A 14,691-nucleotide genomic window follows, 5' to 3' on the forward strand; every position below is an offset into this window, starting at 1 on the left:
GGCTCACTCCTCGTCGCGCGCGCTCCGTGTGCGTAGCACGACCCTAGCCGCAGGGTGCGGCTCCGGCCCGGGACGCACCGGCGGATGCGGCGAGTCGGGGGTCACCCGCAGGTGCAAGGCGGCGAGCAGCACGCACAGCGCGGCCGTCGCCGTCCACAGCGCCGTCGCCCCGGCACGGGCGAGCAGCTGGGTGCCGAGCAGCGGCGCGAGCGTCGCGGCCACGCCCCAGCTGGTGCCGAAGACGGCGAGGTAGCGGCCGCTGCCGCCCGGCGGCGCGAGGTCGGCGACCAGCGCGTAGGCGCGGCCCATGACCAGCAGGTCGCCGAGGCTCCAGACCGCCGACGCGCAGAGCAGGGCCGGCAGCGAGTGCAGCAGCGCGTAGCCGACGAGCCCGGCGGCGAGCAGCAGATGAGCGAGGGACAGCGCGACGGGCGTCCGGAGCCGAGCCACCCGGCGCAGCCGGACCAGTGGCTGCGCGAGCACGGTCGTGGCCGCGGCGGCGGTGAACAGCAGCCCGGCGTCGGCGGCAGGCCGTCCCTGTCGGGCGAGCGCGAGCGGCAGGGACATCACCGTCTGCTGGTTGATCAGGGCATAGGCGGTGCCCGTGGCCAGGATGCTCGCCAGTGCCAGGTCCCGCAGCGGCCGGACGGGCGTCGCCTCGGTGGCGGTCGCGCTCCCGCGCCTGCGTGGGACCGCGGCGGGCCGGTCGTGGGGGAGCGCCAGCCGGATCAGCAGCGCGCAGGCGAGGCAGGTGGCGGCGTCGACGACGAACAGCCAGCGCAGGTCCCAGCGGCCGAGCAGCGCGGCGAGCAGCCCCGCGCCCATGCCACCGGCCGCGAGCGCGGCGCTGAACAGGCTGAACGCGCGCACCCGCTGCCGCGGCGGCATGGACTCACCGATGATCGCCTGGCTCGGCGGCTCGTAGAGCTCGAAGGCGAGCCCGAGCACGACCGCGCCCGCCACCGCCCAGGCGAGTGACGCCGAGGCGGCGATGGCCAGCTGGGCCAGGGCGCAGCCGCAGAGCCCGAGCACGATGGTGAGCCGCCGTCCGAGGCGGTCGGCGAGGCGTCCCCCGGCCAGCCGGGACGGGATGGTCGCCAGGCCGAAGGCGGCGGTGACCAACCCCGCGGTGGGGAGGCTCGCGCCGTGGTCGGCGCAGATCATCGCGGTCAGGAAGGGCAGGGAGAAGGCGCCGAGGCGGTTGACGACCCGGGCGAGCAGCAGCAGGCGGACGGTGCGGGGGAGCGGTTCGTCGGATCGCCGCACGGTCAGCCGCCCCTTCGTGTCACTGGTGAATCGACTATCGTCAGTGATGGACTCGGTGGGATCACCGTAGGCGGGCGAAAGGTAACCGGTCAAGTGCTCTTCGACAGTCACATGCGCACGCTGCTCGACGCCTCGGCCGCGCTGGTCAACGCACTGACCGACGGACAGGCGCGCGGACGCGGCTACCTCGCCCCCGAGGGAGCCGAACGCGTCGGCGCGGTACGTGCCGTCCTGAACGCCGACGCCGATCTCGGCCGCGAGGCCGCGGACCACCTGGCCGCCACCGCGCGCACACTGCGCGTCGTCTTCGAGGCCGTCGCCGAGGACCGCCTCGACGAGGCGGCGCTTGCACTGAACACGCTGCTGCGCGAGAGCGGCGCACGCCCGCAGCTCGACCGCGTTCCCGGCGAGCCGTGGCAGGTCCACTTCCACGGCGCCGACGACTCGTACGCCGTCGGCTGGAGCGCCGGCTGCGCCACCGGCCTGGCCATGGCCATCGGCGGCGACTACGCCGGCCGCCTCGGCGTCTGCGCGGCCCCGCGCTGCGACCGCGTCTACGTGGACACCTCCCGCAACGCGGGCCGGCAGTTCTGCTCGACGGCCTGCCAGAACCGCGTCAAAGCCGCGGCCTTCCGCGCCCGCCGCGGGAGCGAGGCCGGGCCGCCCGAGCGGTGATCCGGGCCGCTGTCATGCGGTGCCGACGGGCAGCAGGCGTGGACGGCAGGCCTGTCCTCCGGCAGCCTTCGCCCGCCGAAGCCGCCGAAGCCGCCGATCCGGTCGGGCGCGGCCGTGGCCTCGGGAGCGTCGGCCATCCTGGACCTGCGCTCTCGCAGCCGGCCGCCGTGCACCGCACTCCTCGGACACTCCGAGGGCACCGCGTCGTGGTCGACGCGGTGCCCTCGGCGTACTGAAGGGTGACGGGCGCTCAGGCCGCCGTGCTGCCCGAGACCTCGGCGCCCTCCGCCTCGGGGTCGGGCGCCGGCGCGGTCTGCACGCCGCCGCGCAGGCCCAGCAGGGCGACGACCGCGCTGAGGGCCATCAGTCCGGCCATGATGTACAGGACGTACTGGACGCCCTGGGCGAAGTCGTAGCGGACGAAGTGCGGGATGGCCGCCGCGGAACCCCCGCTGCCCGAGCCGCCGGACCCGCCGCCGCTGAACGCGCCGTGGGTCGAGGCCTCCGCCGCGGCGTTCGCCGCCGCGCGGGACATGTGCTGGTCGTTGACCAGGGAGTCGGCGATCCGGGACTGGAAGACCGAGATCATCACCGTGCCCAGCACGGCGAAGCTCAGGCTGGACGCGTAGTTGCGAACGGTCTGGGTGATGCCGGTGGCCTCGCCGTAGGAGACGCTGGACGCCCGGTTGACGGCGTCCGTGTTGGACGGGCCGACCATCATGCCCATGCCCGCGCCGGAGACGATGATCGCCCAGGTGAGCTGGTTGAGGTCGAGCGAGGTGACCTTGCTCGCCCAGAGGTAGAAGCCCACCGCCGCGACCACCGAGCCGATGACGACCGGGCGCTTGGCGCCGAACTTGTCCAGCATCCGACCGCCGATCTGCGCGGTCACGACGAAGCCGATGAAGAAGTAGAGCAGGGTGATGCCGGACTTCTGGGTGTTCTGCCCGAGCGAGACGGCCGCGTACTCACTCGCGAAGAAGAACATCGGCAGGAAGACCGCCATCGCGATGGCCAGGATCACGCACTGCACCAGGAAGGCGCGGTCGCCGAAGATCCCCACGTCGATCAGCGGGGCGGACCGCCCGCGCTCGTAGCGGAAGAAGACGACCAGCAGCACCGCGCCCGCGGCGATCGAGAGCCCGATGAACGGGTTGTGCCAGCCCCACACGTGCGACTGCTGGAAGCCGAAGACGCTGAGCGCGACGCCGACGGCGATCAGCACCACGCCGAGCCAGTCGATCGGCGCCGGGCGGAACTGCGTCTTCGGACGCGAGACCGCGATCAGCAGCAACGCGACGAGGGCCACCGGGATGTTGACCCAGAAGATGCCGCGCCAGGTCCACTCCGTCAGGTAGCCGCCCAGCACCGGGCCTACGGCGGTCAGGCCTCCGGCGATGCCGAAGAACAGGGCGAGCGCGCGACCACGCGAGCGCAGGTCGTAGGTGTTGACCACGATCGCCAGGGCGGCCGGGTACATCAGCGCACCGCCGAGCCCCTGCACCGCGCGGAACACGATGATCCACGCCTGGGCGGCCGAGCCGTGCGGCGTCAGCCCGCACAGTCCGGAGGCTCCGGCGAAGACGATGACGCCGATCACCACCATCCGGGTGTGCCCGAGCGTGTCGGACAGGCGTCCGCCGAGCGCGAAGAAGGCGGCCAGGGCCAGCAGGTAGGCGTTGACCGCCCACTGCACGCCGGTCCCGCTCAGGTTCAGCTCGCTCTGGATCTTGGGTGCGGCGATCGAGACGATGGTCTGGTCGATGAAGGTCATCGCCACGGCGCAGATCATCGCGGCGAGGACGAGACCCTTGCGCCCCCCTGCGGACGACCCCGCGTCAGATGTCATGCCGGTACTGGCACTCATGCCGGATTTCCCCCTGGTTATGTCGTTCGGCGCGCAGACCCTAGCACTGCAGGACTACCCCTTGGGAGCCGACGGTCCGCCGCTCCATGGCGTGCCGTGCGGACTGACACGCGCCGCCTCGGTGAGACTTGGGGCATGAGCCCCGCAGCCCGCCGCAGTCCGCGTGTCCGCCGCGTCTACGACGCACCGGAACCGGAGGACGGCGCGCGCGTCCTGGTCGACCGCCTCTGGCCGCGCGGCCTGTCCAAGGAGGAGGCCGAACTGGACGACTGGCCCAAGGCGCTGACGCCCTCGACCGAGCTGCGCCGCTGGTACCACGCGACCGACGAGGGCAACGTCGCCTTCGCCGAGTTCCGCGCGCGCTACCTCGCGGAACTCGCGGAACCCGACCAGTCTGCCGCCCTCGACGCCCTCCGCGCCAAGCTCGCGGCCGGCCCGGTCACCTTGCTCACGGCCTCCAAACACCCGGAGCACAGCCACGTCACGGTCCTCCTGGAACGCCTGCGCTGAGCCCCGGTCGAGCCGCCTGCCGACGGCTCGCGACTGAGCCGAGGGCGGCGAAGCCGGTGGCGGCAGCGCCGTGGCCGCCGGGGGCGCACAGGGCCCGCCACCTCCACGGGTCGACGCACCCAGCCCGGCTGGCAGGCCGTCATCGGCGGCGCGTACCGCCTCGCAGGAGGCACGCACACTCAGGTCCTGGCAGCGCCCAGACGACGCGCCGATCCCGCCTGGCGTACCGCCACCGCCGCACGCACGGCGTCGCCCGGGCCCAGGTGGCGTAGCCGCCCACGGCAGCGGCGTGGTCGGCGGGACACGCACGCCCAGGCCTGCCCGCTGCCGCCCCGGGCCGGCGCGTCCCGATCACTTGCCCTTGGGCTCGGGCTCCGGGTCGTGGCGGGCGCGGCTGGGTTGGACGCGCTTGGGCTCGCCCGGCATCTTCGGGTACTCCGGCGGGTAGGGCATGTCGCCGAGACCGTGGTCGTTCTCGTGCGCGTCCGCCAGGGCCAGGGCGGCCGTGATGTCGTGGCGCTTCGCGTCCATCTCCGCGTGGACGTCGCCGAGCTCCGCGTAGCGGGCGGGCATCGTGGTGATGTCGAAGAGGTCCGGCCGGACCTGGTCGACCTCGTCCCAGTGCAGGGGTGCGGAGACGGGGGCGTTGGGGAACGGTCTGACGGAGTACGCCGAGGCGATGGTGCGGTCCCGCGCCATCTGGTTGTAGTCGACGAAGATGCGCTCGCCCCGCTGCTCCTTCCACCAGGCCGTGGTCACCCGGCCCGGCATGCGGCGCTCCAGCTCGCGGCCGATCGCGATGACGGCCCGTCGCACCTCGGTGAAGGTCCAGCGGGGCTGGATCGGGACGAAGATGTGCAGGCCGCGGCCGCCGGAGGTCTTCGGCCAGCCGTGCAGGCCCAGCTCCTCCAGGAGGCCGCGCAGCTCCAGCGCGGCCCGCACGGCGTCGGAGAAGTCGGTGCCGGGCTGCGGGTCGAGGTCGATGCGGAGCTCGTCCGGGTGGTCGGTGTCCTCGCGGCGGACCGGCCAGGGGTGGAAGGTGAGACAGCCCCGGTTGACCGCCCACAGGACCGCCGCCTCCTCCGTCGGGCACATCTCGTCCGCGAAGCGCCCGCTGGGGAAGGCGATGCGGGCGGTGGGGATCCAGTCCGGCATGTCACGCGGGGCGCGCTTCTGGTAGAACGCCTCGCCGCCGATGCCGTCGACGAAGCGCTGGAGCGTCGTCGGCCGGTCCCGCAGCGCCCGCAGCGCTCCCGGGGCGACGGCCTCGAAGTACCGCGCGATGTCGATCTTGCGGAAGCCGGCGTCGGGGAAGTAGACCTTGTCCGGGTTGCTGACGCGCACCGCGCGCCCGCCGATCTGCAGCTCCATGGCCTCGCCCATGTTCCTCACCGTAGGACGGACACCGGCGGCGCGCCCGTCGGGCGCACGGCGTGGGCGGGCCGCAGAATCGGCTGCATGGACCTGCCCGTGATGCCGCCCGTCAAGCCGATGCTCGCGAAGTCCGTGACCAGGATCCCGCCAGGGATGCTCTACGAGGCCAAGTGGGACGGCTTCCGCGCGGTGGTCCACCGCGACGGCGACGAGACGGTCATCGGCAGCCGCACCGGCAAGCCGCTCACGCGCTACTTCCCGGAGCTGGTCGCCCAGCTGGAGGCGCAGCTGCCGCAGCGCTGCGTCGTGGACGGCGAGATCATCCTGATCCGCGGCGACCACCTCGACTTCGACGCGCTGACGGAGCGGATCCACCCGGCCGCCTCGCGGGTGCGCCTGCTCGCCGAGCAGACCCCGGCGTCCTTCGTCGCGTTCGACCTGCTCGCCCTCGACGAGCTCGACCTGATGCCGGTGTCGCAGCGCGAACGCCGCGCCGCGCTGGAGGAGATCCTGGAGACCGTCGTGCCGCCGCTCCACCTCGCTCCCGCCACGCTCGACCCGGAAGAGGCCGGGCGCTGGTTCGACCAGTTCGAGGGCGCGGGACTGGACGGCGTCATCGCCAAGCCGCTGGACGCCGCCTACGCACCGGACCAGCGGCTGATGTTCAAGATCAAGCACGAGCGCACCGCCGACTGCGTCGTCGCCGGCTACCGCGAGCACAAGAGCGGACCGGTCGTCGGCTCGCTGCTGCTCGGCCTCTACGACGCAGGCGGCCGCCTCCAGCACGTCGGCGTCTGCGCGTCCTTCCCGATGAAGCGGCGCGAGGAGCTGGTCGCCGAACTCGCCCCGCTGCGCATGGATCCTGTCGCCGGCCACCCCTGGGCCGACTGGGCCGACGAGGAGGCGCAGGCCGGCTCCCGGATGCCGGGCGCGACCAGCCGCTGGACGGGCACCAAGGACCTGTCCTGGGTGCCGCTCCGCCCCGAGCGGGTCATCGAGGTCGCCTACGACCACATGCAGGGCGACCGGTTCCGTCACACCACGCAGTTCCGTCGCTGGCGGCCCGACCGCGAGCCGTCGAGCTGCACGTACGAGCAGCTCGACGAGCCGGTCCGCTACGACTTGGCGGACATCCTCAGCGGCTCCTCGGCCGAAGGCTCCTGAACGGCGGCCTGCACCGCGGGCGCCTGAGCGTCGGTCACGGGGGTGGTTGCAGGAGCGTCCGCCACCGTCAGGGGCGTGCGCGCCGACGTCCACCGCTCGTGGCCGAGCGCGAGCGCCGCCAGCAGGGTGCCGATCACACCCGAGACGGCGAAGCCCCAGAACGGCGAGAAGCGGTCGATCACCGAGCCGGCCAGCGGCGCGCCGAGGGAGCCGCCCAGCGTCAGCGCCGCCGCCTGGAGACCCATCGCCTGACCGCGCGCGGACGCGGGGACGGCCGCGCTGATCGCCTCGGCGGTGGAGGCGATGGTCGGCGCGCAGACGAACCCGGCCGGGATCAGCGCGAGACAGGTCCACTGCCAGCCCAGCCCGGCGATGAACCCGACCGGGATCGTGCCGAGCCCCAGCAGCAGCATCAGCAGCGACAGTCGACGCGGGCGCGGGGTCGAGCCGTGCCAGAACCCGCCGAGCAGGGAGGCGCAGCACCAGGCGATGATCGTCAGCCCGGCCCACTGCGTCTGCCCGTGCTCGCGCAGGCTCGCGACGACGGCGACCTCGGTGCCGGACAGCGTCAGGTTCGCGGCCGTGCACATCGCCAGGACCAGGAGCAGCGTCGGGTTCAGCCACGTGCCGCGCGGCAGCCGCGCGGGCCGCTCCCGGGCGTCCTGCTGCGCCGCGGGGTCGACCCGGCGATGCGGCATCAGGATCCGGCCCAGCGGCCACAGGCCGAGGACGCTCGCGAGGGTCAGCACGGCGGTCGCGTACATCGAGGGCGTCGCGGTGTGCAGCCCGGTGACGGCGATGACGGCGACGGCGGGGCCGACCATGTACGAGAGCTCGACGATCATCGAGTCCAGGGCGAAGGCCTGCCGGCGCAGCTCACCGGGCACGTGCGCGGCGACCGCCTGCCGGATCACCGGGAAGACCGGCACCGACACCACTCCGCCCGCGAACGTCGCCGCGACCAGCGCCGGATACGGGAGCGACGGGGCGATCACCCAGTAGAGCGCCTCGGCGATACCGGTCACCACCAGCACCGGGCGTAGCCCGTGACGGTCCACCATCCGCCCGGCGATCGGTGAGCCGATCGCGAAGCCGAGTGTCAGCGCCATGGCCACGACACCGGCGGCGCCGTACCCGCGCTGCTGGTCGAGGACGACGTGCAGCGTGAGCAGCATGCCCTTGGCGGTGCCCGGGACCCGGGCGAGAAGCGCGACGGCGAACAGAGCTCGGCTGCCCTGGATGGCGAAGACAGATCGGTAAGGACCGAACAGACGGTGCATGGGTTATCCCTCCGCCCGGATCATTGCAGATGGCACCCGCGATCCGCTCGGGGATATTCGCCACAGGGAGTCGACGCCGGGACGGTAGCCTGGCGGGATGCCTTCGACCTGGGAGACCGACGCCGTCGGTGTGCTCGTGCTGCCCTCGGGCCGGAAGCTGCGGGGGAGAGGACTGCGCGACCCCCTCCCCGGGGGCCCGCCGCCCGACTTCGGGCTGTACCTCCAGGGCGTGGAACCCCCGGCGACCCCGTGGGAGTCGCGCTGGGTGCGGTGGCCGGACTTCCGACTGCCCGCCGATGGACCCGCCGCCGCCCGCGCCCTGAGGGACGCATGGGAGCGGGCGGCGGGCGAGCGGGTCGAGGTCGCCTGTACCGGGGGGCGAGGGCGGACCGGGACCGCCCTCGCCTGCATCGCCGTGCTGGACGGCGTGCCGCCCCGCGAGGCCGTCGCCTACGTGCGGGCGCACTACTCGCGCCACGCCGTGGAGACGTTCTGGCAGCGCCGCTACGTGGCGCGGTTCACGCCCTGACCGGCCCTTCCTGATCAGGCGTCGTCTCCGCAGGAGTACAGCTGCTGGGACGCGCCCGCGCGGCCGAACGGCGACGGACCGCCTTCCTGGTCGCTCCGCTGGGACGGCGCGGTCGCGCCGTAGGCGCTCGGCGGGACGACGGCGCACGACTGGCGGACCCAGGACTGCACCGGGCTGCTCTGGCCTGCCCCCATGCCGCCGCCCAGCAGGACGAAGCGGAGCTGGCGCGTGGAGACCAGGTGCTGGAACTGACTCAGCGTCGGGCTCGGCACCGCGCCGGTGAAGCCGCCCATCGGGAGGACCTCCTTGCCGGTGGCCAGGATGAACGGCGAGGCGGTGCTCCAGCTGGACGTCGCCATCAGGTAGCGGGCGCTCCCGTCGTGCGAGGTCACATACGAGAAGAGCTGCTGTTGCGCCGCAGACAGCGTCGTGGTGCCGCCGAACCCGCCACCGAGGCCTTCGCCCCGGCCCCCGCCACCGCCGAGGCCGCCACGGCCGCCGCCCTCGCGGTGACCCGCGCCGCCGCGCGTCGCGCCCGCGAACCCCGCGAAGCCGCCATGTCCGCTCGGGCCGACCGAGCCCATCATCGAGGCCATGCCGCCGCCCGTGCCGGTGGACAGGACCGAGGTGGCCCAGGCCGCCGGGGTCACGACCACGGCGAGCAGTCCGGCCGCCAGGCCGGCCGCGGCGAGGCGCGGGCGCGCCAGGCGCGGCACGCGGCCCACCGCCAGGAGCGCGAGAGCGACGGTGGTCGCGGCGATCGCGACCGGCGCGGCCCACGGGCGGAAGGTCGGGAACGGGTTCGCCAGCCACACCGCCCACGCCGCGGTCGCGGCGATGGCGACGGGCAGCACCAGCGCCTTGCGTCCGCCGGAGCGGTACGCGCGCCACATGCCGACCAGGCCTGCCGCGCTCAGCGCGGCGAGCGGCGTGGCGATCACGCCCATGTAGTAGCTGTGCCCGCCGACGCTTCCCGCGCTGAAGGCGAGGAAGAAGACGGCCAGCCAGGTTCCCCACATGAGGTAGCCCGCGCGCAGCGGGTCGGTGCGCGGCCGACGACGGCGCCAGGCGAGACCGCAGACGAAGGAGATCGCCGCGAGCGGGTAGAGCCAGCCGGTCTGGGAGGCGATCGACGAGCCGAACATCTTGGACCAGCCGCCGTCACCGCCTCCGCCGCCGCCGAGCACGGCCGCCTGTGCCGCGAGCGACTGCGCGGACGTGCCCTGCCCGCCGCCACCGCCGCCCGCGGACCCCTGCTGTCCCGTGCCGCCCACGCCCTGACCCGCCGTGCCCTGGCCGCCGGAGCCGTGCCCCCTGGCGCCCGCGCCGGACCCGTGACCGCCACCGCCCCGGACGGCCTGGATGCTGCCGGTGTCCGAGGCGCTCATGCCGACCGAGGAGAAGCGGTTCAGGAAGTTGTAGCCGACCACCATGCTGTACGCGGAGTTGTCCGTGGTCCCGTCCACATAGGGCCGGTCCTTCGCGGGCGTCAGCGTCACCAGCGCGATCCAGGAGGCGGAGACGGCGACCGTCACCACGCCCGCCACCAGGACGTGGCCGAGGCGACGCCGCAGCGGCGCGGGCGCGGAGACGAGGTAGACCAGCGCCAGCGCGGGCAGCACCGCCCACGCCTCCAGCATCTTGGTCTGGAAGGCCAGGCCCACCCAGACGCCGGAGAGGACCAGCGTCCGCAGTCGGCCGGTCCGTGCCGCGCGCTGCGCCGCCTCCGCGGCGCAGATCAGCAGCAGCGTGAAGGCGGGGTCCTCGACGGAGGTGCGGAACAGTCCGGCGATCACCGGAGTGAGCGTGAACAGCCCGCAGGCGAGCAGCGCGGCGCTCGCGCCGGCCCACTGCCGGACCGCCCGGTAGAGCACCAGGACCGCGAGCACGCCCTCGACCGCCTGCGGCAGCGCCACCGACCAGGCGTGGAACCCGAAGATCCGCGCGGACAGCGCCTGCGGCCACACGAAGCCGGGCAGCTTGTCCAGCGTGATGGTGCCGGCCGGGTCGAAGGAGCCGAAGACGAACGCCTTCCAGCTCTCCGCGCCGCTGCGCGCGGCGTTCGCGTAGAAGCCGTGGAAGGTCGCCTGGTCGATCCGCCAGAAGAACAGCAGGGCGGCCAGGGCCGCGATCCCGAGCAGGGCGGGCCGGGCGTAACCGGGCTGGTCGGCTGGGGATCTCCAGGGGCGGAGACGGGTGGCGCGAGAGACGTTCGGAGAATCCGGGGGCGTCGTGAGGACGCCCGTGACACTTGGAGCCATAGACATGACACTGGGTGACAAACCTGTGAAAACGCGCTGAAACACCCCGACTCGCCGGTTTTCATAACCCGCTCTGGTGCAGGTCTTGCCGTGTACGGAGAAATTCTCAGCCGAGCTGCGGCCCGACTGCTACCTTCTCTCCCATGCAGCTCGCAGCCGCCTCCACGACGACGCCGGATCCCGTCCCGGCGCGCTGAGAGCTGTCAGAGTCCAGTCCAAGCCCCGGGCGAGTGCCCGGGGCTTTCGCATGCGGTCACTCGTTCCGGTCCCCGACGTACCAAGACCACGAGGTGACCCCGATGCACGACCACCGCAAGCTCGGCCGCGAGCTGGGCCTCTTCGACACCGACCCGATGATCGGCGCCGGGCTGCCGTACTGGCTCCCCGACGGCGCCGTCCTCCGCCACGAGCTGGAGGAGTACGTCCGGGACCTGGAGCGGCGCGCCGGTTACCGGCACGTCTACTCGCCCGTGCTCGGCAAGCGCGACCTCTACGAGCGGTCCGGGCACTGGGCGCACTACCGCGAGGACATGTTCCCGCCCATGCGTCTCGGCGAGGAGGAGGTCGTGCTGCGACCGAGCCTGTGTCCCCACCACGCGCTGATCTACCGCTCCCGCGCCCGCAGCTACCGCGAGCTGCCGCTGCGGTTCGCCGAACTCGGCGGCATGTACCGGTCCGAACTCTCCGGTGTGCTGGGCGGCCTGACCAGGGTTCGGGCCATCCAGCTCAACGACGGCCATGTCTTCTGCACCCTGGACCAGGTCGCCGACGAGGCGGCGCGGGCACTGGAGTTGATCCGCGAGGTCCACCGGGTTCTCGGCGTCGAGCCGGTCCGCTACCGGCTCTCCCTCCCCGGCGAGGGCGGCAAGTACGTGGCCGCACCCGAGCTCTGGGAGCGGTCGGCGGCCCTGCTGACCGAGGTGCTGGAGAAATCCGGCCTTCCCTTCGAGGCGCAACGGGGCGAAGCGGCCTTCTACGGACCCAAGATCGACGTCCAGATCGCCGACGGCGCCGGACGGGAGGCGACCCTGTCGACCGTGCAGGTCGACTTCCACCAACCCGAGCAGTTCCAGCTCGAGTACGTCGGCGCGGACGGCGGGCGGCACCGCCCGGTGATGGTCCACCGCGCGGTCATCGGCAGCATCGAGCGCGCCGTCGCGCACCTGATCGAGCTCTACGGCGGCGCGTTCCCGGCCTGGCTGGCGCCCGTCCAGGTGGTGCTGCTCCCGGTCTCGGCAGCGGAGGAGCCCCAGGCCGAGGAGGTCGCGGCCCGGTGCCTGGAGCTCGGGCTGCGGGCCGAGGTCGCCGGGCCGCAGCAGGGCACCCTCGGCGCGCGGATCCGCGCCGCGCGGCTCGCGCCCTACCAGGCCGTCATCGGCGCCCGCGAGGCCGCCGACGGCCTGGTCGCCCCGCGTCTGCGCGACGGCTCCCGCGCCGCGCCGCTCCCGGCGGCGGAGTTCGTCGCGCGCGTGACCGCGGGCGTCGCGTCGCGCGAACGCGAGCCGCGGCTCGGCTGAGACCGCGACGTCAGGAGACCTGGATGTGGGTGTCCATGCCCAGGCTCTTGTGGCTGTCGACGGGGCACCACAGCTCGTAGCTGCCCTTCTGCAGGGTGACCGTCAGGTTCGCGCTGGAGCCCGGGTCGAGCGTGCCGGTCTGCGTGGTCGGCACTCCCGGCCCGGCGATGGCGAGCGCGTGGGAGACGTGACCGTCGTCCTTCGCCACGAAGGTGTAGGAGCCCGGTGTGAACGACGTCTGCGAGAGGTGGAGCGTGAACTCGGTCTCGGTGACCGTGACCGTCGTCGCTCCACCCGTCGCGCCCGCGCTCGCGCCGGTCGCCGCGGCGGTGGTTGCGGCGGCGCTCGGAGTGGTCGGCTGCGACGCGGAGTTGGAGCTCTTCGAGGAACTGCATGCGGCGGTCGCCACGGACACGAGGAGCGCGAGGACGACCAGACCCGGGCGCAGACGGCCCGGAGGAAGAAGGCGTGGCATGAGGTCTCCCTATCAGTCCGACCGGCGTGCGGCCCGGCGGCACGCGGGCGACGGCCTCGCGTTAATTCGGTTGCGCCGGACGGGGGGCGGGCTAGAGTGGGCGCGTTGCCGAAGTTCCTGGGCCGCCGAACGTGTGCCCGGACGTGACGAGAGTGGAGGTGTGCAGACATGGTCGCCGTTCTGACGCGGCGCGCGTTCGCCTGCGCGCCAGATGCCTCCCCTTGTCACCCGCTCGCCGGCTGAGCCTCGCGTCCTACCGCTGACGCGCTCCGGCGGGCCCTCCCGCAGGAGATTCCTCCCTTGCGCAAGCGATTCGCCGACAGCGATTCCTTCGTCCGCATCACCCCCAAGGGCGGCAACCGCCGTGGCCGCCGCTCCGACTTGGCCGACGACGCCTACGAGCCCGTCGCGTACACCCCCGCCGACTTCGGCTGGTTCGAGGGCGACGTCGACTCCGCCGACACCGACCTGATCGACGCCGACTCCTGCGACGCCGGCTTCCCGCCCTCGGGCAGCGCCGAAGCGCCGCCCGAGGGCGACCGCTGGTCCACCTGGGACCAGTCCACTCCGACCGAGAAGGGCCCCGAACCGCGCCCGGACTGGGTCGTCACCGAACTCGCCGCGGTCGACACCGAGTTGGGCATCGTGAAGACCGGCAAGGAAGCCGACGTCTTCCTGCTCGAACGCGCCGTTCCCGGCACCGACCGGCGCACCCTGATGGCGGCCAAGCGTTACCGCGACGGCCACCACCGGCTCTTCCACCGCGACGCGGGCTATCTGGAGGGCCGCAGCCACAAGGAGTCCCGGGTCAGCCGGGCCATGGCCAAGCGCACCGAGTTCGGCAAGCAGGCCATCGCCGGGCAGTGGGCCGCCGCCGAGTTCGCGGCGCTCTCCCGGCTGTGGCTGGCGGGCGCCTCCGTGCCCTACCCCGTCCAGATCCTCGGCACCGAGATCCTCATGGAGTTCGTCGGCGACGAGTCCGGCGCCGCCGCGCCGCGCCTCGCCCAGGTGCGCCCCGAGGAGGCGGACCTGGACGACCTGTGGGACCAACTCGGCCAGAGCCTCTCGCTGCTGGCCCGCGACGGGTACGCCCACGGCGACCTGTCCGCGTACAACATCCTGGTCCACGAGGGCCGGCTCGTCATCATCGACGTGCCGCAGATCGTCGACGTCATCGCCAACCCGCGCGGTCGCGACTTCCTGGAGCGCGACGTGCGCAACGTCGGCGCCTGGTTCGTCGCGCGCGGTCTGCCCGAGCGGCGGGTCGAGGAGCTGGCGGCGGCCCTCGCCTTCGATGCGAGGCTCGACTGAACGGCAGTTGAACGGCGGGAAGATTAGCAGGCGGGACGGGCCTGTGTGCGAAGTTTGCGAGATCTCCGCACGGGCCCGTGCTGGGCTGCGATCGTGGGCGAAAGGTCCGGATTTCACCGGTCCGTGCACGCCCGGAGGAGCCGTGAGGTACTGCCCACCCTGTCGCCGCTACGTCAGCGGCACCGCGTTCTCCTGTGCCGGCTGCGGCGTCGCGGCCACGAAGCTTCCGTATGTGGGCCCCGACGCGCCGCTGACGCGGGAGCAGCCGCCTGTCGAGCTCCCCGTGCCGCCGATGCCGCCGCGGGTCGTGCCCCTGCACGCCGCGCCGCAGGCGCGCCGCTCCCGGGTTCGGCTCGCTCCCGCGCTGCTCGTCGCGGGTCTCGGCTTCGCGGGCCTGTGCGCGGTCGCGGGCAGTTCGACCCCCGGTGGCGCGGCGAGCGCGCAGGGCGCGCAGCCGCTCAC

Annotated in this window: 12 protein-coding genes and 1 pseudogene; 7 read left to right on the plus strand and 6 right to left on the minus strand. The window is 73.3% G+C overall.

The annotated features are described in order from the left end of the window. Positions 1 to 3 precede the first annotated feature (3 nt). Complete coding sequence (locus TR49_RS36615; protein ID WP_063770260.1) at positions 4 to 1,266, minus strand: MFS transporter; 1,263 nt, start codon at positions 1,264 to 1,266, stop codon at positions 4 to 6. A gap of 93 nt (positions 1,267 to 1,359) precedes the next feature. Between TR49_RS36615 and TR49_RS36620 the strand changes: the two genes are divergently transcribed. Next, entirely contained in the window at positions 1,360 to 1,941 is a 582-nt protein-coding gene (locus tag TR49_RS36620) for a CGNR zinc finger domain-containing protein (protein WP_236653699.1), read from the plus strand. 250 nt (positions 1,942 to 2,191) lie between these two features. On the opposite strand, the gene TR49_RS36625 is transcribed toward TR49_RS36620, so the two are convergent. Further along, complete coding sequence (locus tag TR49_RS36625; RefSeq protein ID WP_236653700.1) at positions 2,192 to 3,808, minus strand: MFS transporter; 1,617 nt, start codon at positions 3,806 to 3,808, stop codon at positions 2,192 to 2,194. Positions 3,809 to 3,943: 135 nt separating this feature from the next. Between TR49_RS36625 and TR49_RS36630 the strand changes: the two genes are divergently transcribed. Next, the gene (locus TR49_RS36630) at positions 3,944 to 4,318 is read left to right on the plus strand and encodes a DUF488 domain-containing protein (protein ID WP_042390121.1); all 375 of its coding nucleotides are present in this window, start codon (positions 3,944 to 3,946) and stop codon (positions 4,316 to 4,318) included. Positions 4,319 to 4,669: 351 nt separating this feature from the next. Here the strand turns inward: TR49_RS36630 and ligD are convergent, their stop codons facing one another. Beyond that, positions 4,670 to 5,701 carry a non-homologous end-joining DNA ligase gene (ligD, locus tag TR49_RS36635; protein ID WP_042390123.1) on the minus strand — a complete coding sequence of 344 codons (1,032 nt, stop codon included), beginning with the start codon at positions 5,699 to 5,701 and terminating at the stop codon, positions 4,670 to 4,672. A 75-nt stretch (positions 5,702 to 5,776) separates the two neighbouring features. Here ligD and TR49_RS36640 point away from each other — a divergent pair, with 75 nt between their 5' ends. Further along, positions 5,777 to 6,856 (plus strand): ATP-dependent DNA ligase, encoded by a 1,080-nt coding sequence (locus TR49_RS36640; RefSeq protein WP_042390125.1) that lies wholly within the window; start codon positions 5,777 to 5,779, stop codon positions 6,854 to 6,856. Here TR49_RS36640 and TR49_RS36645 read toward each other — a convergent pair. After that, entirely contained in the window at positions 6,808 to 8,136 is a 1,329-nt protein-coding gene (locus tag TR49_RS36645; RefSeq protein WP_052434937.1) for an MFS transporter, read from the minus strand. The genes TR49_RS36640 and TR49_RS36645 overlap by 49 nt on opposite strands. A gap of 97 nt (positions 8,137 to 8,233) precedes the next feature. Between TR49_RS36645 and TR49_RS36650 the strand changes: the two genes are divergently transcribed. Beyond that, positions 8,234 to 8,665: a protein-tyrosine phosphatase family protein gene (locus tag TR49_RS36650; protein ID WP_042390127.1), complete on the plus strand. Its 432-nt coding sequence runs from the start codon at positions 8,234 to 8,236 to the stop codon at positions 8,663 to 8,665. A gap of 14 nt (positions 8,666 to 8,679) precedes the next feature. Here the strand turns inward: TR49_RS36650 and TR49_RS36655 are convergent, their stop codons facing one another. Further along, a complete protein-coding gene (locus TR49_RS36655; protein WP_042390129.1) occupies positions 8,680 to 10,926 on the minus strand; it encodes an ArnT family glycosyltransferase in 2,247 nt (748 codons plus the stop codon). A 299-nt stretch (positions 10,927 to 11,225) separates the two neighbouring features. Between TR49_RS36655 and thrS the strand changes: the two genes are divergently transcribed. After that, positions 11,226 to 12,443, plus strand: coding sequence for a threonine--tRNA ligase (gene thrS / locus TR49_RS36660; RefSeq protein WP_042390131.1), 1,218 nt, complete (start codon positions 11,226 to 11,228; stop codon positions 12,441 to 12,443). 10 nt (positions 12,444 to 12,453) lie between these two features. On the opposite strand, the gene TR49_RS36665 is transcribed toward thrS, so the two are convergent. Beyond that, positions 12,454 to 12,918, minus strand: coding sequence for a hypothetical protein (locus tag TR49_RS36665; RefSeq protein WP_052434938.1), 465 nt, complete (start codon positions 12,916 to 12,918; stop codon positions 12,454 to 12,456). A 300-nt stretch (positions 12,919 to 13,218) separates the two neighbouring features. On the opposite strand from TR49_RS36665, the gene TR49_RS36670 reads away from it, so the two are divergent. Both TR49_RS36670 and TR49_RS36675 read left to right on the plus strand, forming a co-directional pair. Beyond that, entirely contained in the window at positions 13,219 to 14,229 is a 1,011-nt protein-coding gene (locus tag TR49_RS36670) for a serine protein kinase RIO (RefSeq protein WP_052434939.1), read from the plus strand. 142 nt (positions 14,230 to 14,371) lie between these two features. Continuing rightward, positions 14,372 to 14,691, plus strand: a pseudogene (locus TR49_RS36675) (hypothetical protein); the annotation flags it as partial.

The organism is Streptacidiphilus melanogenes, from assembly GCF_000787835.1.
GTDB lineage: Bacteria > Actinomycetota > Actinomycetes > Streptomycetales > Streptomycetaceae > Streptacidiphilus > Streptacidiphilus melanogenes.